Source organism: Salinibacterium sp. AL4.1 (assembly GCF_059767305.1).
The window spans coordinates 646,032-662,936 of record NZ_JBSOQK010000001.1 but is presented as its reverse complement, the minus strand read 5'-3'; the positions used below and the strand labels follow the sequence as shown (position 1 = coordinate 662,936).

The 16,905-nt window shown below is 60.5% G+C and carries 21 protein-coding genes and 1 tRNA gene; 12 read left to right on the top strand and 10 right to left on the bottom strand.

What is annotated here, in order from left to right; all coding sequences use genetic code 11:
• Nucleotides 1-43 precede the first annotated feature (43 nt).
• The 5 genes from ACWTV3_RS03235 (at nt 44) to ACWTV3_RS03215 (ending at nt 1,627) form a co-directional block, all read left to right on the top strand.
• Nucleotides 44-322: an oligoribonuclease gene (locus tag ACWTV3_RS03235; protein WP_129071746.1), complete on the top strand. Its 279-nt coding sequence runs from the start codon at nt 44-46 to the stop codon at nt 320-322.
• Complete coding sequence (locus ACWTV3_RS03230; RefSeq protein WP_205030338.1) at nt 300-602, top strand: thioredoxin family protein; 303 nt, start codon at nt 300-302, stop codon at nt 600-602. The genes ACWTV3_RS03235 and ACWTV3_RS03230 overlap by 23 nt, the downstream gene beginning before the upstream one ends.
• Nucleotides 603-655: 53 nt before the next feature.
• Nucleotides 656-728, top strand: a tRNA-Arg gene (locus ACWTV3_RS03225).
• 23 nt (nt 729-751) lie between these two features.
• A complete protein-coding gene (locus ACWTV3_RS03220; protein ID WP_498476813.1) occupies nt 752-1,192 on the top strand; it encodes a DUF1801 domain-containing protein in 441 nt (146 codons plus the stop codon).
• A 9-nt stretch (nt 1,193-1,201) separates the two neighbouring features.
• Nucleotides 1,202-1,627: a BP74-related protein gene (locus ACWTV3_RS03215; RefSeq protein WP_498476812.1), complete on the top strand. Its 426-nt coding sequence runs from the start codon at nt 1,202-1,204 to the stop codon at nt 1,625-1,627.
• Between the two features lie 19 nt (nt 1,628-1,646).
• On the opposite strand, the gene ACWTV3_RS03210 is transcribed toward ACWTV3_RS03215, so the two are convergent.
• The 3 genes from ACWTV3_RS03210 to ACWTV3_RS03200 all read right to left on the bottom strand — a co-directional run bounded on the left by ACWTV3_RS03210 (nt 1,647) and on the right by ACWTV3_RS03200 (nt 3,779).
• Nucleotides 1,647-2,312: a hypothetical protein gene (locus ACWTV3_RS03210; RefSeq protein ID WP_498476811.1), complete on the bottom strand. Its 666-nt coding sequence runs from the start codon at nt 2,310-2,312 to the stop codon at nt 1,647-1,649.
• 55 nt (nt 2,313-2,367) lie between these two features.
• A complete protein-coding gene (locus ACWTV3_RS03205; RefSeq protein ID WP_498476810.1) occupies nt 2,368-2,613 on the bottom strand; it encodes a hypothetical protein in 246 nt (81 codons plus the stop codon).
• Nucleotides 2,614-2,771: 158 nt separating this feature from the next.
• Nucleotides 2,772-3,779, bottom strand: coding sequence for an aldo/keto reductase (locus ACWTV3_RS03200; RefSeq protein WP_498476809.1), 1,008 nt, complete (start codon nt 3,777-3,779; stop codon nt 2,772-2,774).
• Nucleotides 3,780-3,869: 90 nt separating this feature from the next.
• Here ACWTV3_RS03200 and msrA point away from each other — a divergent pair, with 90 nt between their 5' ends.
• Nucleotides 3,870-4,391 (top strand): peptide-methionine (S)-S-oxide reductase MsrA, encoded by a 522-nt coding sequence (gene msrA, locus ACWTV3_RS03195; RefSeq protein ID WP_100388663.1) that lies wholly within the window; start codon nt 3,870-3,872, stop codon nt 4,389-4,391.
• A 122-nt stretch (nt 4,392-4,513) separates the two neighbouring features.
• Entirely contained in the window at nt 4,514-4,726 is a 213-nt protein-coding gene (locus tag ACWTV3_RS03190; protein ID WP_129071738.1) for a methyltransferase, read from the top strand.
• On the opposite strand, the gene ACWTV3_RS03185 is transcribed toward ACWTV3_RS03190, so the two are convergent.
• Nucleotides 4,723-6,000, bottom strand: a complete 1,278-nt coding sequence (locus tag ACWTV3_RS03185) for an MFS transporter (protein WP_498476808.1) — start codon at nt 5,998-6,000, stop codon at nt 4,723-4,725. The two genes, ACWTV3_RS03190 and ACWTV3_RS03185, sit on opposite strands and share 4 nt — an antisense overlap.
• 288 nt (nt 6,001-6,288) lie before the next feature.
• Here ACWTV3_RS03185 and ACWTV3_RS03180 point away from each other — a divergent pair, with 288 nt between their 5' ends.
• The 4 genes from ACWTV3_RS03180 to ACWTV3_RS03165 all read left to right on the top strand — a co-directional run bounded on the left by ACWTV3_RS03180 (nt 6,289) and on the right by ACWTV3_RS03165 (nt 9,546).
• Nucleotides 6,289-6,789, top strand: coding sequence for a single-stranded DNA-binding protein (locus ACWTV3_RS03180; protein ID WP_498476807.1), 501 nt, complete (start codon nt 6,289-6,291; stop codon nt 6,787-6,789).
• 70 nt (nt 6,790-6,859) lie between these two features.
• Entirely contained in the window at nt 6,860-7,345 is a 486-nt protein-coding gene (locus tag ACWTV3_RS03175) for a DUF6993 domain-containing protein (RefSeq protein WP_498476806.1), read from the top strand.
• A 47-nt stretch (nt 7,346-7,392) separates the two neighbouring features.
• Nucleotides 7,393-9,075, top strand: a complete 1,683-nt coding sequence (ettA, locus tag ACWTV3_RS03170; protein ID WP_498476805.1) for an energy-dependent translational throttle protein EttA — start codon at nt 7,393-7,395, stop codon at nt 9,073-9,075.
• A gap of 3 nt (nt 9,076-9,078) precedes the next feature.
• Nucleotides 9,079-9,546, top strand: coding sequence for an acyl-CoA thioesterase (locus tag ACWTV3_RS03165; RefSeq protein ID WP_498476804.1), 468 nt, complete (start codon nt 9,079-9,081; stop codon nt 9,544-9,546).
• A gap of 3 nt (nt 9,547-9,549) precedes the next feature.
• Here ACWTV3_RS03165 and ACWTV3_RS03160 read toward each other — a convergent pair whose 3' ends face one another.
• The 5 genes from ACWTV3_RS03160 to ACWTV3_RS03140 all read right to left on the bottom strand — a co-directional run bounded on the left by ACWTV3_RS03160 (nt 9,550) and on the right by ACWTV3_RS03140 (nt 15,427).
• Entirely contained in the window at nt 9,550-10,785 is a 1,236-nt protein-coding gene (locus ACWTV3_RS03160; protein ID WP_498476803.1) for a glycerate kinase, read from the bottom strand.
• Between the two features lie 111 nt (nt 10,786-10,896).
• The gene (locus ACWTV3_RS03155; RefSeq protein ID WP_498476802.1) at nt 10,897-11,790 is read right to left on the bottom strand and encodes a glycine betaine ABC transporter substrate-binding protein; all 894 of its coding nucleotides are present in this window, start codon (nt 11,788-11,790) and stop codon (nt 10,897-10,899) included.
• Between the two features lie 103 nt (nt 11,791-11,893).
• Nucleotides 11,894-12,853: an ABC transporter permease gene (locus ACWTV3_RS03150; protein ID WP_498476801.1), complete on the bottom strand. Its 960-nt coding sequence runs from the start codon at nt 12,851-12,853 to the stop codon at nt 11,894-11,896.
• Entirely contained in the window at nt 12,850-14,148 is a 1,299-nt protein-coding gene (locus ACWTV3_RS03145; RefSeq protein WP_341619636.1) for a quaternary amine ABC transporter ATP-binding protein, read from the bottom strand. The genes ACWTV3_RS03150 and ACWTV3_RS03145 overlap by 4 nt, the downstream gene beginning before the upstream one ends.
• Nucleotides 14,149-14,572: 424 nt before the next feature.
• Nucleotides 14,573-15,427 (bottom strand): acyl-CoA thioesterase, encoded by an 855-nt coding sequence (locus ACWTV3_RS03140; RefSeq protein ID WP_498477932.1) that lies wholly within the window; start codon nt 15,425-15,427, stop codon nt 14,573-14,575.
• 31 nt (nt 15,428-15,458) lie between these two features.
• Here ACWTV3_RS03140 and ACWTV3_RS03135 point away from each other — a divergent pair, with 31 nt between their 5' ends.
• Nucleotides 15,459-16,142 carry a DUF8185 domain-containing protein gene (locus ACWTV3_RS03135; protein WP_498476800.1) on the top strand — a complete coding sequence of 228 codons (684 nt, stop codon included), beginning with the start codon at nt 15,459-15,461 and terminating at the stop codon, nt 16,140-16,142.
• Between the two features lie 26 nt (nt 16,143-16,168).
• Here the strand turns inward: ACWTV3_RS03135 and ACWTV3_RS03130 are convergent, their stop codons facing one another.
• Nucleotides 16,169-16,870, bottom strand: a complete 702-nt coding sequence (locus ACWTV3_RS03130) for a hypothetical protein (protein ID WP_498476799.1) — start codon at nt 16,868-16,870, stop codon at nt 16,169-16,171.
• Nucleotides 16,871-16,905 lie beyond the last annotated feature (35 nt).

The window sequence follows — 16,905 nt, the reverse complement described above, 5'->3', positions numbered from 1 at the left end:
AAGTCGCCAGCGTTCGCTCACTCTGGTCTGCTAAACCTGAGGTATGAGCGAAACAACTCCCACACTCGCGCATGGCGACGAGTACATCGTGTTTTTTGTCGGAGGTCCGTACAACGGCCAGAACGATACGCGTATTGCAACCGAAGCAGGATGGGATGATTATGTGACCCTGATCGCTGCAGATGCTGTCGGTTCCGAGACGCAATTGCGTTACGAATCTCCAGTAGCGAAGCAGGTCGGTGACAAAGTCCACGTGACCTACACGTGGGACCAAGCCGATAGCGACCCTCTGGAAGACCTTGACGAACGAAACGACCTCTAACAGCACTCCTACTGAACAGCCCACTGTGCTGTTCTTTTCGTCTGCTTTCTGTGACCCGTGTGCCGCGGCGCGCCGCACTCTCGATGAGGTGGCGCGTCTCGTGCCCGCGGTGACATATGCCGAACTGGATGTCGCGCGCGAGTCTGATCGTGCCGAACAGGCCGGAATTACCTCCACGCCCACGATCGTCATCGTGTCTTCGGCGGGAGAAGAAGTTTTTCGCGCCCAAGGCGCCCCCACGGTCAATCAGATGCTCGTGGCGCTCGCGAAAGCCGTTTAGAGACTGAGACATTCCGGCGCCGCTGACACGCTATCGTTTAAGCCGTATACCCCGCCCTCGTAGCTCAGGGGATAGAGCAGGAGCCTTCTAATCTCTTGGTCGCAGGTTCGAATCCTGCCGAGGGCACCCGCAATGAAGGGGACGGTCAGATGACGAATAAGCCAAACAAGACCGTGGTGACCGCGATGAGCGTCGACGAGTTCATTGCTGAAGTTCCCACTGATCGCCGCCGCGCTGAGGCGGAGACTCTTCTCGAGATCTTCTCTCGAGCATCAGGCCAATCCGCAGCGATGTGGGGGCCAACGATCATCGGCTTCGGCTCAACGCATTATCGCTACGCGACCGGTCGCGAAGGTGACACCGCCACGATCGGTTTCTCGCCTCGCAAAGCCAAGATTTCGCTTTACACCGCACGTAACTTTCGCGATTTTCCCGAACTATTAGAGCGCTTGGGCAAGCATGAGCTTGCGGTGGGGTGTCTTTACATTAAGAAGCTCGAGGATGTCGATCTTGCGGTTCTCGAAGAACTGCTCACGCGCAGCTACGAAGTGGCTCGTTACGATTACGACGCGCGAGCAGAGGGTAACTAGCCTGTGGCGGTGGCTCCGCGGTGGGGGCGGACTCTGCCACCATCCCGATTGCTTGCAGTTCTCGCGGTAACGACGCTCACGCTGACGGCGGCGGGGTGTATCGGCGGCCCGAAGCCGACGGTCGCGGTCTTCGAAGTGTCGGGTGGCGAGCAATTCACGATCGAGCTGGCCACGCCGGAGCTGGTGGAACACGCCCAGGGGTTGCTGGCGGGCGAGAACCTTGCAACGGTACCTACCGGCGAAGTGGTGCCCGGAAAGTCCAGCGTCAATGAGCCCTGGTCGTGGCACATCGATCCGGCAACGCTTGAGTTCACCAACGTGACGGTCGAGTCGTGCGACGGCAGTCCACAACATGTCGAAGACGACATCTCGTCGTTCGAACGTTTTTGCCCGTGGTCAGCCCGCGTGGTTGCTGTCGAAGGCCCTGACGCCTAAGCGAAGAGCCTTCCGCGCGCTACTTACGGTCGGGGGTGACGACGACCGTGGGCGTGGCTTCTGAGGTGGAGCTCGATGTGGTCGACGTTCCCGCGGTGGTGGGCGGCGTCGTTGTCGAACCTTCAGCAGCCTGACGTGAAGCCCACTCTTGCTGCTTGACGACGAGTTCGTCTTCAGCTTCGCCCGTTTCGTACTTCCAGCTCGCGAGGTCTTGTGCGAAAAGTTTCTTAGCGCGGCCGGGACGGGCCTGCCAGTCGATAAGGCCGTCCTGCAGTTCAGCCAGGTCCTGTTCGGCTTGGAAGCTGTAGTTGACCGAGTTCTTCTTCATGGCGGCCAACTTGTGGGCTGCCCAGTCGGCGGCGATGTTTGCACCCTTGAGGGGGAGCAGGCGTACGCGCACCTCGGCCTCGCTGGCCTGATGGTCGACGTGTTCCTTTTCGCCGGCCGAGAGCGTGCTCCACACGGCAGCGCGACGCCCGGAAGCGATAAGTGCTGCAACAGCGGCCGCTTTTGCTTGGCGGTCCTGCTGAGCAATGAGGCGACGCAGCGACGAGCGCGCGATCATGCCCACGATGATTCCTCCGACGACAATCGCGAGGAAGGGCACGAGAGCGCTCGTAATGAACGTCCACCCCTGATCGGAGTTGAACCAGTCGACGAGATCGTTCCACCACTCAAGAATCATGTTGGCACTGTAACCCCGCTAAGGGCCGCGAGAGCAGAGCGACAGGCGCGACACATCAAAACCGGAAGATATCCAAAGCATCTTCGATCGTCCAGAAGTCTCCGAGGGGCAAAAAGCGGCGTTGGCGTTGCAGCATTCGCTTCGCTTGGTAGCGTGCTCCGGCCGCTGACATCCAGCGGTGAACATAGCCCAGCACTTCGCCGTCGGGGCGAGTGATACGCCAGAGATCGTCGTTGAGCTGCACCGTTACGATGCCCGAACGGATCGATTGCGCGGGGCCGGCGAAGTCGAGAGTGGTCATGGAAAGCTCCTTCAGCTGCTGGGCACGAGTATCGAGTGATTCGAATATATGTTCGAACACTGACATTCGGCTGCGCCAGTGCGAAAACAGCAGACATGACAAAGGCCGGATTCCGCACGAGCGTGCGAAATCCGGCCTTTGTTGAGGTGCGGGAGTGGCTAGCGAAGAGCCGTACCGTCGACCGCAAGCGGCTCAATCGCGGCGAGTTCATCATCCGTCAGCGGTGCTCCTTCAAGAGCCGCGAAGTTGTTCTCCAACTGCGCGACACTGCTCGCGCCGACAAGAGCAGACGTGACCTGTGGATGCCGCAGCACCCAGGTGAGGGCAAGCTGCGCCAGGCTTTGACCGCGGTTCTGTGCGATCTCGTTGAGGGCGCGAACGCGCTGAAGATACGTGTCGCTGAGCGGACCGGGCTGAAGCCAGCGGCCCTCAGAAGCACGCGAACCCTCGGGGATCGTGCCGTCCATGTAGCGATCGGTCAGCAGACCCTGCGCCAACGGCGAGAAGACTATGCTGCCCGCGCCGATCTGGTCGAGCACGGGGAAGAGCCCGTCTTCGATGTGGCGATCGAACATGTTGTAGCGGGGCTGATGAATCGTGAGCGGGATGCCGTATTCGGCGAGCGCCTCTTGGGCGGCGAGCGTTTGCTCGGGGTTGTAGTTGGAGACACCGACGTAGAGTGCCTTGCCTGAGTTCACCGCGGTCGCGAGTGCGCCCATGGTCTCCTCAATCGGAGTCTCAGGATCGGGGCGGTGGTGGTAGTAGATATCGACGTACTCGAGGCCCATGCGGTCGAGACTCGCGTCGAGTGAGGAGATCAGATACTTGCGCGAACCGAAGTCTTGGTAGGGGCCCTCACCCATCGTGTAGCCGGCCTTGGTCGAGACAATCATTTCGTCGCGGTACGGCACAAAATCGTCGGCAAAGATCTCACCGAAGTTGCGTTCGGCGGCGCCGATTTCGGGGCCGTAGTTGTTGGCGAGGTCGAAATGGGTGATTCCGAGATCGAAAGCGCGGCGCAAGATCGCGCGCTGGGTGGCGCGAGGGCGATCATCGCCGAAGTTGTTCCACAATCCCAGTGAGATCGCGGGAAGTTTGAGGCCGCTGTGGCCTACGCGGTGGTACTCGGTGGAGTCATAACGAAGGGGAGAAGCGTCATAAGGCATTCGCTCAGCATACGCCCAGCGACTGAGGGAACACAGCGTGCGAGGTGTGCGTTGTATGAGACATCCAGCCCAAGAAAGTAGGCTCAACTTATGCACACATTTCATCTCGCAGGCGGCTGTTTCTGGTGCCTCGATGCGGTCTACCGCACCCTCAATGGCGTTACTGACGTAGTTTCCGGTTACACCGGCGGAACCGTGCCCAACCCCAGCTACGAACTGGTCTGCACGGAGACCACGGGTCACGCTGAAGCGGTTGCGGTGACGTTCGACCCCGAGGTCATCCCCGACGAAGTCATCCTTGACGTCTACTTCACGCTGCACGACCCGCGCCAGCTCAACCGACAGGGCAACGACATCGGTTCGTCGTACCGTTCGGCCATGTTCTATGTCGGCGACGAGCAGAAGGCGCTGTTCGAAGCAGCCCGTGATCGCGCATCCGAATACTGGGATGGTGGCATCGTGACCACGATCGAGCCACTCGACACCTACTACAACGCCGAGGAATACCACCAGGACTTCTTCGCTAAGAACCCCGGTCAGGGCTACTGCATGGCAGTGGCATTGCCGAAGGTCAACAAGATTCGTTCGTCGTTCTCGAGCTACATCAAGTAGCTTCCGCAGCGGCACTGTCTGTGCGCCGTCTGGCACGAAGGTCTTTATCTTCGTCGCGAGGCGGCGTACGGTCGTTAACGAACGACATTGGCGTCGCTCTCTAATTCGAAGGAGGTTCGGAAATGACAAACCACACTCTGACCGGACAAACCTGGGTGGCATTCACTCAGGCAGGAGCAGTTGGCTCGGTGCACCGGGTAACAGACGGGTTCACCTTCAAGTTATTGAAAGACGAAGACTATCGAGGGGTCTATCCGACGCTGGATGCCGCGAAGTCTGCCCTGCACGCGAACCTGCTGCCCGGCACGGCGTGGCCTGAGTTCCGCGAGCATTAGGCCGCGGGAGGGCGCGAGGCTCCTGTCGAAATGTCTCGGGTGTCCGTGAGCAGTGGAACGGGCCGTCTTCCCACTGTGCGGAAGACACCTGAAACTGCTAACGCCCCGACAATAGCGAGTTCAAGGAGTCCGAGGCAGACGAGCCAGAGCCCAATTCCTTTGGCATTGTCGCTCCCGATGTATTCGGCGATGCTCCCTCCGAGAACGACAGCGATGGGGAAAGTGCCCTGGCCGAGAAGTCGGCGTGCTCCGAACACCTTCCCTTGGTGGTGTCGCGGTGTTGCTTCGAGCCAGATAGCGGTTAGTGGTGCGTTCGCAAGCTGCACGCAGAGCGCGCGCACCATTCCGCCGAGTATCCATGCTGTCGGAAACGTAGTGAGCCCGACTGCGACGCGGCCAGCCACAGCCGCCACAGTCAACCCGCTAGCGATCGATGCGCCCCGGTTGAGTTGTGCGCCCCAAAGTGCAACGATTCCGGCGCCCACTACGAGCCCTAGCGCGGATGCGGAATTGAACGCACCCAGAACTGTAGCTCCGCCCATAGCACTGACGAGAATGAACGTCGACAGCCCGGCGGCAGCTAATCCGTTTGCGAAATTTCCCGCCGCATTTCCGATTTGAAGCCGGCGGTACGCGGCGCTGGCCCACACGAGACGGACTCCTGCTGCAGCCCCTTTCCACAAGGCATGCGGGGTGCTAGCTGACTCGTCAACGGAGGGCCACCTGACGATCGCGGCCACACCTGCCGAGAGTAAAAAAGTTGCTGCGTCAGCGATCAAAACAACGTGGATGCCGAAGCTGGCGAACAGGACCGCCCCGAGAATAGGTGCGACGATCGTAGGCGATGTCTCGAACACACTAATCACCCCGCTCAATCGGGTGAGATCGCCCTCGCGCTGAATATCTCGAATACTCGCGGTGAGCGCCGTGACGAGCACGCTGTCTGCGAAGCCTGAAATCGCGAACAGAGCCAATACGAGTCCGAGCCACGGGTCGTCAGCAACGATAATCACGACCGCAACGACACTGCTCACCGCGGCAAGGGCAACGTTGGTGGTGATGATGAGGCGCTTTCGCTGATATCTGTCAGCTATGGCGCCGGCGATGGGCGCGAAGTAGATCGTGATTGCAAATTTGAGCGCGATCACGACGCTAAGGGCAAAGGCGCTCGCGGTGTTGTCGAACACCCACAGGCTCACCGCAATGGTGGTCGCGCCTGAGAGTAAAAGCGACACGGCTTGACCGCCCCAGACTGCGAGAAATATTCGATCCATCGTTCCCAATTCTGCAGTCGACTGTTGAGCGAGAAATACTCTATTCGTTGACGTTTCGAAGGGTGGGAGCTCTCCACAGTCGATTGTGTGATCTGGATGTCCACTCCTGCAGCGTGCGGCGAAGTCGCAGCCGTCCACAGAAGGCGGCTTCGGCGGTTCTGAGCCGTGCGCCGGGCGAACACTGGTGTCAGACGGATGCCGGGTCGGCTTCCCGGCACGAGTGTCGGCCTGCATCTGTCTGCCATTCGGTCGCGCTCGTCGTTGCGCGACCCCTACCAAGGAGCAGCTATGTCAGACACCATTACCGTTTCCGGGCTTGTCGCCACCGCACCGCGTCATATCGTGACAGGGGAAGGTCTGCCGATCACTTCGTTCCGTCTTGCCTCAACGCAGCGACGCTTCGACCGCAGTAACCAGCGCTGGATCGACGGCGAGACCAACTGGTACACGATCACCTCGTTCCGTCAGCTCGCCATCAACAGTGCTACATCGATCGGCAAAGGCGATCGAGTTGTGCTGACGGGCCGGCTAAAGATTCGCGAATGGGAGAACGCCGACCGCAGCGGAACGAACATCGAGATCGAAGCAGACTCGCTCGGGCACGACCTCATGTGGGGAACGGCCCAGTTCTCGCGCACTATTTCGAGCGGAAATCAGCCGAACAGCCACAGCCGCAGCGACAATGACGGCGACGACAGTTTCCCTGCTGCGGACGACGCAGACGGTCACGACAGCGCAGAGGAAGGCGAACTCGTTGGTGTCGCAAGCGGAGAGGCTAAACCCTTCTGAGTAGATCGTGCGCGCAAGCAATCTAGACTTGACGCGGCCCGGAAGAATCGTGGCCGACGAAGGGAATGCAATGCGCGTACGACCTACCGGCCGACTCGGTGCTGCTCTCGCACTTACCATCGCGGCAGCGATTGCCCTCAGCGGTTGTGTTGCGCAAGAGCCCGAACCGACCGCAACGCCGACCGCAGAAGCCAGTAGCACACCCGAACCTGGGGCTACGGCTGAGGGGCCTGTGCTTCGTCCCGGCGAAGCTGCCGCTGGTAACCGCCAGTTCTTCGACATGCTCAACAACGAGTCTTTCGACGCGAATGGTCGCGGAGACGGCCGCAGCATCGTCGACACGCTCGTAGAAAACGGCTTCGAGAAGCAAGACATGGAAGTTACTCCCGATGCGACCGCTATTGGTCTTGCGGCAGACTCCATCGTCGTCTCGGTGCGCATCAAGGGGGAGTGCCTTATTGGGCAGTTCACCGCCGACAACTACTCGTCATCTATCGAACCTTTGTTGGGAACGGGAAGCTGTCTCGTCGGAAAGACTCGACCGATCGACTGGTAACTCCTCAACGGGTTCGACTGAACCCGAACGCTCCGTAGAATGGTCGCATGGCCGAATTCATTTATTCCATGGTGCGCGCGCGAAAAGCGGTCGGCGACAAGCTCATTCTTGACGACGTCACGATGTCGTTCTACCCCGGTGCAAAGATCGGTGTGGTTGGCCCCAACGGTGCTGGTAAGTCCACGATCCTCAAGATCATGGCCGGTCTCGACACCCCCAGCAACGGTGAAGCTCGACTGAGCCCCGGCTACAGCGTGGGCATCCTCATGCAGGAGCCCGAGCTCGACGAGACGAAGACTGTTCTCGAGAACGTGCAAGAAGGCGTCGGGCCCATCAAGGCCAAGGTTGACCGCCATGCCGCAATCGGCCTCGAAATGGCAGAACCCGATGCTGACTTCGACGCGCTTCTCGCCGAAATGGGCACCCTCCAAGAGGAGATCGACGCCGCCGACGCGTGGGACCTCGACTCCCAGCTCGAACAAGCAATGGACGCCTTGCGCACCCCTCCCGGAGACTGGCCCGTCAACAAGCTCTCTGGTGGTGAAAAGCGCCGCGTAGCGCTCACCAAGTTGCTCCTTCAGAAGCCCGACCTGCTGCTTCTCGATGAGCCCACTAACCACCTCGACGCCGAGAGCGTTCTCTGGCTCGAGCAGCACCTCTCCAAGTACCCGGGCGCCGTACTGGCCGTCACTCACGATAGGTACTTCCTCGACCACGTCGCCGAATGGATTGCCGAAGTCGACCGCGGTCACCTCTACCCCTACGAGGGCAACTACTCGACCTACCTCGAGAAGAAGCAAGAGCGACTTCAGGTGCAGGGCAAGAAAGACGCCAAGCTCGCGAAGCGTCTCTCGAGCGAACTCGAATGGGTGCGCTCAAACTCCAAGGGCCGCCAGACCAAGTCGAAGGCTCGACTCGCTCGCTACGAAGAAATGGCGAACGAGGCAGAGAAGACCAGAAAGTTGGACTTCGAAGAGATCGTTATCCCGATCGGTCCCCGCTTGGGCGCCCAGGTCATCGAAGCGAAAAACCTCAAGAAGAGCTTCGGCGACCGTGTGCTGATCGACGGGCTGAGCTTCACTCTCCCGCGCAACGGAATCGTGGGAGTCATCGGCCCCAACGGTGTCGGAAAGACCACGCTCTTCAAGACCATTGTTGGCCTCGAACCGCTCGACTCTGGAAACCTTAAGGTCGGCGAAACAGTCGATATTTCCTACGTCGACCAGAGCCGTGGAGGAATCGACCCCAACAAGACGCTGTGGGAAGTTGTGTCTGACGGCCAAGACTTCATCCAGGTCGGCAAGACCGAAATCCCGTCGCGCGGCTACGTTTCGCAGTTCGGCTTCAAGGGGCCAGACCAGCAAAAGAAGGCCGGTGTGCTTTCTGGTGGTGAGCGCAACCGTCTCAACCTCGCGCTGACCCTGAAGCAGGGTGGAAACCTCCTGCTGCTCGACGAACCGACTAACGACCTCGACGTTGAAACCCTCGGAAGCCTTGAGAACGCCCTTCTCGAATACCCCGGCTGTGCTGTGGTGATTACTCACGATAGGTGGTTCCTCGACCGCATCGCGACCCACATCCTCGCCTACGAAGGCACCGAAGAGAACCCGTCGTACTGGCACTGGTTCGAGGGAAACTTCGACGCTTACGAGGAGAACAAGATTGAGCGCCTCGGCCCCGACGCCGCCAAGCCTCACCGCAGTGCCTACCGCAAGCTCACGCGCGACTAAGCGATGAGGTTGCACGTACCGCTCCCGCTGCGCTGGTCAGACGTTGACGCGTATCAACACGTCAACAACGCCGAGGTGTTTCGCCTACTTGAAGAGGCGCGCATTCACGCGTTCTGGCCCGCGGCGGGAGCGGATGCGCCCCTCACCGCAGTACTCGATGGTCGCCCCGGCGGCCCGACGATGACGCTCATTGCGCGCCAAGAAATCGAGTACCTGCTGCCGATCCCGTACGTGCGCGAGCCGGTCGACATCGAGATGTGGATCGGTAGAGTCGGGGGTGCAAGCCTTGAGGTCTGCTACGAGATCTATACCCCGGTGAACGTTGCACCGCGCGAGTTGTATGTGCGAGCATCCACGACTTTGGTGCTCGTCGACGCTGCCAACTCGCGGCCACTGCGGATCAGTGCTGAGCAACGCGAGGTCTTCGCGCAGTATGCCGAAGAGCCACTGCAGTTTGGCAAACGGCGCTAACGTCTAGTCGTCAAGAACTCCGAGGCCGTCGCCCTCATCGTCGCGAAACTCTTCGTCCAGATCGGTGGGTTCGATCCATTCGGCAATAGCGTGAGCTCCTCGTGCTTCGAGCAGGGGAGCCGCCAGCTGGAAGAGTTCTTTACGGCTTTCGATTCCTGAGCCCAGCGGCAGAGCTACGTCAATGCCAGCAGCCTTCGCTTCGCTCGGGCTCATCCCCACACTGCCCGCGATAACCGCGAGCCAGCCGCGTGGACCTTTGGCGCCGCGCAGGTAGTCGACAACTTTGCCATCGAGTGACTGCGAGTCGAACCGGCCTTCGCCTGTGAGGATGATGTCGGCGTTGGCAATTACCTTGCTCAACCCGATCGCATCAGCAACTAGCTGGGCGCCAGGGACCAACTCAGCGCCGAAGAGCGCCACAAGAGGAGTGGCCATTCCGCCGCCCGCTCCCATGCCAGGGAGGGCGGAGATGCCGGCGGCAGAGAAACCGCGTTCGGCAGCGAGCGGAGTTTCTGCCAACACTTCGGCTAGGCGGGTGAGCCCGGCGTCCAAGACAGCGACATCGGATGCCGAAGCCCCCTTCTGAGGCCCGAAGATGTGGGCTGCGCCCTGTGCTCCCACCAGCGGGTTGGTCACATCGACGGCGATGCGCCACTGCGTCTCCAGTGCGCCGTCGATGAGGCCGCTGAGGTCGATCGTTGAGAGAGAGGTTAGCGCGCCCCCTCCGGGTGCCAGTTCGTTACCCTCGGCGTCGAGGAATCGCGCACCGAGCGCGCGGAGAATACCTTTGCCGCCGTCGGTGGTTGCGGAGCCGCCGAGAAAGAGTGTCACGTCGCGCGCGCCACTTTCGATGAGGCGTGCGGCGATAAGGCCGACGCCGTAGCTGTCGGCGCGCAGCGACTGCAGCGGAACATCGCTGACGAAGGGGAGTCCATTGGACTGTGCGGCTTCAATGATCGCCCGGCGACCTTCGCTGTCTAGGCCGTAGCGGGCTTCGCGTTCGCGACCGATGGCATCTACCGTCGTCATCGTGAGCGCCGGCTGGAGCCAGGCGGCCAGTACAGCGTCGAGAGAGCCTTCTCCGCCGTCAGCCATGGGAAACGTCAGCACGGTTGCGGTGTCGGGAAGCATCTCGCGTGCACCGCGCTCAAGGGCTGCTGCGGCATCCGCCGCGGTCAGGCTGCCTTTGAACGAATCGGGAGCGATGACGACGACTGGATTATCAATTGCTGGCACCATTCGACCCTAGCGTGACACTGGGTGGTTGCCGTGCGCACGCAAAAAGGGGCCGCCCGAAGGCGACCCCTTTTCGTGAGTTACAGCTCCGAAGTGCTGAAAGCTAAAACAGTATTAGCTGGTGAGGCCGTCTACGTAGTCCTGGTTCGCTGCGATCCAGTCAGCAACGATGGGCTCGAAGTCGGTTCCGTCGTACTCGTTGTACATGACGTTCTCGAGCGAGTAAAGCAGCTCGGAGTCCATCTTGAAGTTCGAGATCCACTCGGTGATCTCAGGCATGTCGTCGCTCAGTCCGTCGCGTGCGAAGGAGTGAATTTCTTCAACGTCTCCGAGCGTTCCCTCGGGGTCAGCAAGATCCTTGATGTCGAATGCATCGTAGGCCCAGTGCGGACGCCAGAGCGTAACGGCAATGTTCTCGCCGTTGTCGAGTGCAGCCTGCAGTTCAGCAAGCATGGCGGGAGTCGACGAGGTCAACAGTTCCATGTCCTCGAGGCCGTAGGTCGGCATGGTGTTGTTCAGTACTGCCTCGGTGAGGCCTGCACCAGGCTCGATTCCAACGATGCGGTCGCCGAAAGCGTCAGCGTTTGCTGCGAGCTCTTCGAGCGAGTCGATCGGTGCATCAGCGTTTACAGCAACGGTCAGTCCCGCTTCGCTGTTCCAAGCGCCGAGGTCCTCGATCGTGTCGCCGTATTCTTCCATGAGGCTGGCGTGAGTGATGGGGAGCCATCCGTCAAGCGCGATGTCGTAGTCTCCGGTGCTGAGACCCGAGAAGATCGGGGTGACGTCAGCGTATTCGAGCTCTACGTTGTAGCCCTCTTCTTCAAGGATTGCCTTCCAGAGGTACGAAACTGCTTCGCCCTCGGGCCATCCGTTGAATACGGCAATGCTGAGATCCTTGCTCTCAGCAGCGTCTCCGCTAGCCGTGTCGTCTCCGCCTGCAGCGCAAGCTGAGAGACCGAGGAGCGCAGCGGCTCCGATTGCAATTGCAGCGCGTGTCTGCTTCTTCATTGTGTCGTCCTTTTCTGTCAACGCTAAAGCGCGACGATGTTGACGTCGATGCACACAGGGTTTTCTGCATGCGGGGAAACGAGCGCGGGTGGGCGCCCGAAAATTAGCGAACGGGAGGAGTGAGTTCCGCAGGTTCGGTTGTTGCCGTGTCGCTGTTTGCGGCAGCATCCACTGCAGCAGATTCTGCGCGACGACCGCGAACGTTGAATGATTCGATGATGAATCGGAAGTAACCCTTACCCGAACCGAAGGATGCGGTGAGGCGGTCAAGGAAGATGGCCAAGATCACTACCGAAAGTCCAGCTTCGAAGCCGAGTGCGACATCCGCACGGCTCAGGCTCTGGATAACGGGCTGACCGAGGCCGCCAGCACCAACCATGGACGCGATAACGACCATGGAGAGCGACAGCATGATCACCTGGTTGATACCGGCCATGATGGACGGCAGTGCCAAGGGAAGCTGGATTTGACGCAGGATACGGCCCGGCGATGAACCGAAGGCCTGGCCGGCTTCAACAACTTCGCTGTCTACACCGCGGATTCCGAGTTCGGTGAGGCGTACTCCGGGAGCAAGCGCGAAGAGCACGGTTGCAACGATTCCGGGAACATCACCGATACGGAACAGGATGAGAGCAGGGATGAGGTAAACGAAGGCAGGCATCGTCTGCAGGAAGTCGAGAATGGGCTTCACGATGGTGGAAACCGTGCGGTACTTCGCGGCGAGCACTCCGAGCGGAACGCTGATGAGCACGGCGATAGCTGCAGCGACCAAGACGAGCGCCAGCGTGTCCATGGCGTTTTCCCACTGATCCAAGCTGAGGATCAAAAGGAAGCCGAGCGTTGTTCCGAGCGAGAACAGCCAGCCGCGGGCGACGAACGCGAGCACGGCGAAGATGATCAGCATGATCCAGAACGGCGGCGACGTGAACACGAAGTTCATTCCGTCGGCAACCGAGGAAATGATCAGCTTGATGAAGTCAAAAACAAAACCGAATGTGTCGGTGATGAAATCGATGCCATTTTCGACCCACTGGCCGAGGGGAATTCTGAGGAAGTCGTTCATCGTGCGTCCTCCTTCGCGTCGGAGCTCGTATCGCTGGCATCGAGGGCATCAGTGATGACGTCCGTCGAAACGGTTAGTGGTGGCTCTATGACCTGCAGTTCACCGGTGTCGGTCGTGACGTTGCCGAGCGCGGCGAGCAGTGTGACCCGCGGAACAACGCCCTTGAGGCGCCCACGCTCGTCGATCACGGCCAAGGGAAGGGGGCTTTCGACCGACGGAACAAAAAGTTCTGAGAGGTAGGTGTTCTCGTCGACAGCGTTGTACTCATCGCTCAAGATCGTTGTCATGTCGGTAACGCCCTTGCGAACCAGCTTCATGACATCCGCGTCGCGAACGACACCCTGAAGGGTGCGGTCGCGGCTGATCACGAATGCGGTTGAGGTCTGAAGGTCGCGCATGACCTTCAACGCTGCGCGCGGTCCGCCACTGGCGAATACCGTCGCGCGGACGGGCTCCATAACGCTGGCGGCCGTGAGAACACGCGAGCGGTCGACATCCTGAACGAACTGAGCAACGTAGTCGTTGGCCGGGTCGGTGAGGATGTCTTCTGGCGTACCGATCTGAACGATGCGGCCGTCGCGCATGACGGCAATGCGGTCACCCAGGAACATGGCCTCGTTGAGGTCGTGAGTGATGAAGATGATTGTCTTGCCGAGTTCGGTCTGAAGCTCGAGCAGCTGCTCTTGCATTTCACGACGGATCAGCGGGTCGAGCGCACTAAAGGCCTCGTCCATAAGAAGAACGTCGGTGTCGGCGGTCAGGGCGCGGGCAAGGCCGACGCGCTGCTGCATTCCACCGGAAAGTTCGGAGGGCATCTTGTGGCCCCAGCCCTTGAGGCCGACGAGGTCGATCGTCTTCTGGGCGCGAGCGAGTCGCTCTTCGCGGGCGATGCCCTGAACTTCGAGCGCGTACGCGGCGTTTTCGAGAACGCTACGGTGCGGGAAGAGTGCGAAGTGCTGGAACACCATCGAGATGCGGCGACGACGAACGTCGCGCAGCTTGGGAGCTGAGATGCCGGTGATGAGGTCGCCACCGACGGTGACGGTACCGGATGTCGTGTCCCAGAGGCCGTTGAGCATGCGAATGAGGGTGGATTTTCCGGAACCGGAAAGACCCATAACGACGAAGATTTCGCCGGGCAGAACGTCGAAGCTCGCATCGATAACGGCTGCGGTGCCCAGTTCGGTGATCTCATCACGGGAGGCGCCGTGCTGGAGCCTCTCTACTGCTTCATTGGGGCGACGTCCAAAAACCTTGTAGATGTTTTTGGCGCTGACAGCAAATTTCTCGGTCACGTTCTCCTGATTACTCGGCACCTTGAGGGCTTCGCTTCTCTCGATTACGGTCCGGGTTGAACGCAGGGCTCTGTCGAATCCTTGGGTGATTCTGGTGGGAAACGATAAGGGAGCGCTTTCGGAGCAACTCCACTGCGAAACAACCATACGAACGACATCCCAGTGCTGGGGTGGCGCGCGCGGCCTGATTCGTAGCACCTTGCCGACAGGACCCAAAAACGGGCACACCGGGGGCAAGGCCGATAACAACGGTAACGTTTTTTAAGGGTTCTCGCAGGCTGGAGTCCGCCAAATTGGGGACATCTCGTGCCGGGCGTAGTCGCCGATCCGCAGCACAGTAGGGATCGAGCGGGGTCGCCTTCGTTACTCTTTTGTTACCCAACGGTGTCGAATTAACCGACCAATTTGACGAAACGGTCGTGCGCTAGCGCGGCGGTCGAACCATTCCCTCTTGCGCAACGCTGGCGATCAGGCGCCCCGCGCGGTCGTAGATGCGCCCCTGCGAGAGGCCACGCCCGCCAATGGCGTTCGGCGACTCCTGCACATAGAGCAGCCACTCATCCACGCGGGCATCACGGTGCCACCACATGGCGTGGTCGAGGCTCGCGACCTTGATGCCGGGCGTGACCCAGGCCAAGCCATGCCGGCGCATGATCGACTCCAAGATCGAGTAATCGCTCGCGTAGGCGAGCGCAGCGCGGTGCAAGTTCATGTCGTCGGGCATCGGGCCTACCGATTTGAGCCAGACAGCCTGATGCGAAACCTTTCCGCCATCGACGCCAAGGAAGATCGGTGACGTGACGTAACGCATGTCGAACGGGCGTTCGGAGGCCCAGTAGCGAGCGACGGGATGATCGAAGGCCGCGAGAACCTCCGCCGTTGTCGGCAGCGATTCGGGATCCGGCAAATCAGTGGGCATATCGATCTGGTGGTCGAGACCCTCATCGTCGTCCTGAAAAGAGGCGATGGCCGACAGAATCGGCACGCCATCCTGATAGGCCTGCGTGCGGCGCGTGGAGAACGAACGGCCGTCGTGAATGCGATCAACCGAGAACGTAATAGGGAGTTCGATATTGCCGGGGCGCAGAAAGTAGCCGTGCATCGAATGCACCGAACGCTCTTCGGCAATGGTGCGCTGCGCGGCAACGAGGGCCTGCGCTAGCACCTGCCCTCCGAACACCCGGCCCTGCGGCATCCACTGGCTAGGACCAGTGAAAATGTCTTCGCTTGTTCGTGCGCCGGTGTCGGTCAGATCGAGGGCAGTCAGAAGCCCAGACATAGGGTCGCTCATGCCTGTAGTTTAGAGGCCTATGACTGCAACGTTTACTTTGGTTGATTCCCTTGCGCTGGGCGACCTGCAGGTTTTCTTGGGCCGAGCTGCCCGAGTGGATGAGGGCTCCGTTCGACTCATCGGTGGCGCCGGTGTACTCGCCGTCTATGTCTCTGTGCTGCACCCCGCCGGACTGCTCGATCAGAGCCCCACGGTACTGGGCCTGCGCACCTTTGCTCTCGCTTCGAAAGACGAGTTCGATGCCGTAGTTCCCGTTCGTTCTCTGCTGGCGCGCACTGAGAGCGCAGCCGAGGAATCAGCGGATACCGTGGGTGAGCCCGTCGCCGTCCGTTTGCCGATGAGTGTCAACACCGTCACGTGGGCGGCCATCACTCCGCCACGCGGGGGATGGGTGGCGATTGATTCTGTGCCGAGCGCCGTGCTCGAAGAAGCCGCCCGCGCTGGAATCGACGAAGTTGCTGAAGCGATTCCCGCCGGCACCGGCGAAGCGCTCGTGCACAAGGTGCGCACCGAAGTCTGGGGGCGTCCGCTCGACGAACCCGACTACATTCCGGCGGGTGCAGGATTCGCGGCGGTGAGCCTCGGGTTTATCGGCGATGACGAAGAAGCAGCATCCATCTACGAGTCAGGCGCGTGGACGCGGCTGACAACCAAGCGCGGCCACGTGCTCGTCAAGCGCCGCGCGTGGTCAGTCGCCCGCTAAGAACTGCTCCACACGCGAAGAATGGATTAGAGGCCGCCGCCGAGCGGGCCAAAGTTTGATCCAAAGTTCGATATCGCCGTGAACGCACCCCAGGTGATCACGGCCGCACCGAGAACTTGAACCGCAAGAGTCGCCCAGAAAAGTGAAAGCCCGGAACCGAGATAGCGCTTCACGTTGGCTGTACGCCCAATCACAAAGATGAAGGCGCCGAAATAGATCAGGCCCCACGGCATGGGGTATGGCACTCCGCGGCTCGCCAGTTTCTTGCCGTCTGACCGGGCCAAGAAGAAGTTGGCGATGAAGACAAACCAAATGCTGCCCATGGCCACGGCATAGAGCGGGTTGGTGACGATCGCGAACTGCTCATCGGATGACAACAGGCTCGTGTCGAGTGCAGCCGTGGTTGCCGTGATGTAGCTGGACCCCACGAACGGCAGCAGCGAGAGCACGATAATTGCCCACGCCTGCCAAGTATGGGGCGAGGGTGTTTCTGTCGCAGCGGCGGTTGGGATGGCTGGCGAAACCGTAGTGGCGCTGCTGGTCGGGACAGCCTGAGGGGGTGCCGCGCTGGTCAGCGCTGGCTGGTTCGTGGGCTGGTAGCCAACGACCTTGCCGCCGGGAACGTACTCCGAAGGGCCCCAGGAAGTGCCATTCCACCACGCTTGACCTCCGCGCCCTGAGGGGTCGGAATACCAGCCGGGAGCACGAGAAGTCATTGAGTCGTTCACCACTTCATTTTACGGGAGGATACGGGGCGAGGAGA

Coding starts and splice junctions, on each gene's coding strand:
- ACWTV3_RS03235 (WP_129071746.1), top strand. CDS start 44: ATGAGCGAAACAACTCCCACACTCGCGCATGGCGACGAGTACATCGTG.
- ACWTV3_RS03220 (WP_498476813.1), top strand. CDS start 752: ATGACGAATAAGCCAAACAAGACCGTGGTGACCGCGATGAGCGTCGAC.
- ACWTV3_RS03210 (WP_498476811.1), bottom strand. CDS start 2,312: ATGATTCTTGAGTGGTGGAACGATCTCGTCGACTGGTTCAACTCCGAT.
- ACWTV3_RS03205 (WP_498476810.1), bottom strand. CDS start 2,613: ATGACCACTCTCGACTTCGCCGGCCCCGCGCAATCGATCCGTTCGGGC.
- ACWTV3_RS03200 (WP_498476809.1), bottom strand. CDS start 3,779: ATGCCTTATGACGCTTCTCCCCTTCGTTATGACTCCACCGAGTACCAC.
- msrA (WP_100388663.1), top strand. CDS start 3,870: ATGCACACATTTCATCTCGCAGGCGGCTGTTTCTGGTGCCTCGATGCG.
- ACWTV3_RS03190 (WP_129071738.1), top strand. CDS start 4,514: ATGACAAACCACACTCTGACCGGACAAACCTGGGTGGCATTCACTCAG.
- ACWTV3_RS03185 (WP_498476808.1), bottom strand. CDS start 6,000: ATGGATCGAATATTTCTCGCAGTCTGGGGCGGTCAAGCCGTGTCGCTT.
- ACWTV3_RS03180 (WP_498476807.1), top strand. CDS start 6,289: ATGTCAGACACCATTACCGTTTCCGGGCTTGTCGCCACCGCACCGCGT.
- ACWTV3_RS03175 (WP_498476806.1), top strand. CDS start 6,860: ATGCGCGTACGACCTACCGGCCGACTCGGTGCTGCTCTCGCACTTACC.
- ettA (WP_498476805.1), top strand. CDS start 7,393: ATGGCCGAATTCATTTATTCCATGGTGCGCGCGCGAAAAGCGGTCGGC.
- ACWTV3_RS03165 (WP_498476804.1), top strand. CDS start 9,079: ATGAGGTTGCACGTACCGCTCCCGCTGCGCTGGTCAGACGTTGACGCG.
- ACWTV3_RS03160 (WP_498476803.1), bottom strand. CDS start 10,785: ATGGTGCCAGCAATTGATAATCCAGTCGTCGTCATCGCTCCCGATTCG.
- ACWTV3_RS03155 (WP_498476802.1), bottom strand. CDS start 11,790: ATGAAGAAGCAGACACGCGCTGCAATTGCAATCGGAGCCGCTGCGCTC.
- ACWTV3_RS03150 (WP_498476801.1), bottom strand. CDS start 12,853: ATGAACGACTTCCTCAGAATTCCCCTCGGCCAGTGGGTCGAAAATGGC.
- ACWTV3_RS03140 (WP_498477932.1), bottom strand. CDS start 15,427: ATGTCTGGGCTTCTGACTGCCCTCGATCTGACCGACACCGGCGCACGA.
- ACWTV3_RS03135 (WP_498476800.1), top strand. CDS start 15,459: ATGACTGCAACGTTTACTTTGGTTGATTCCCTTGCGCTGGGCGACCTG.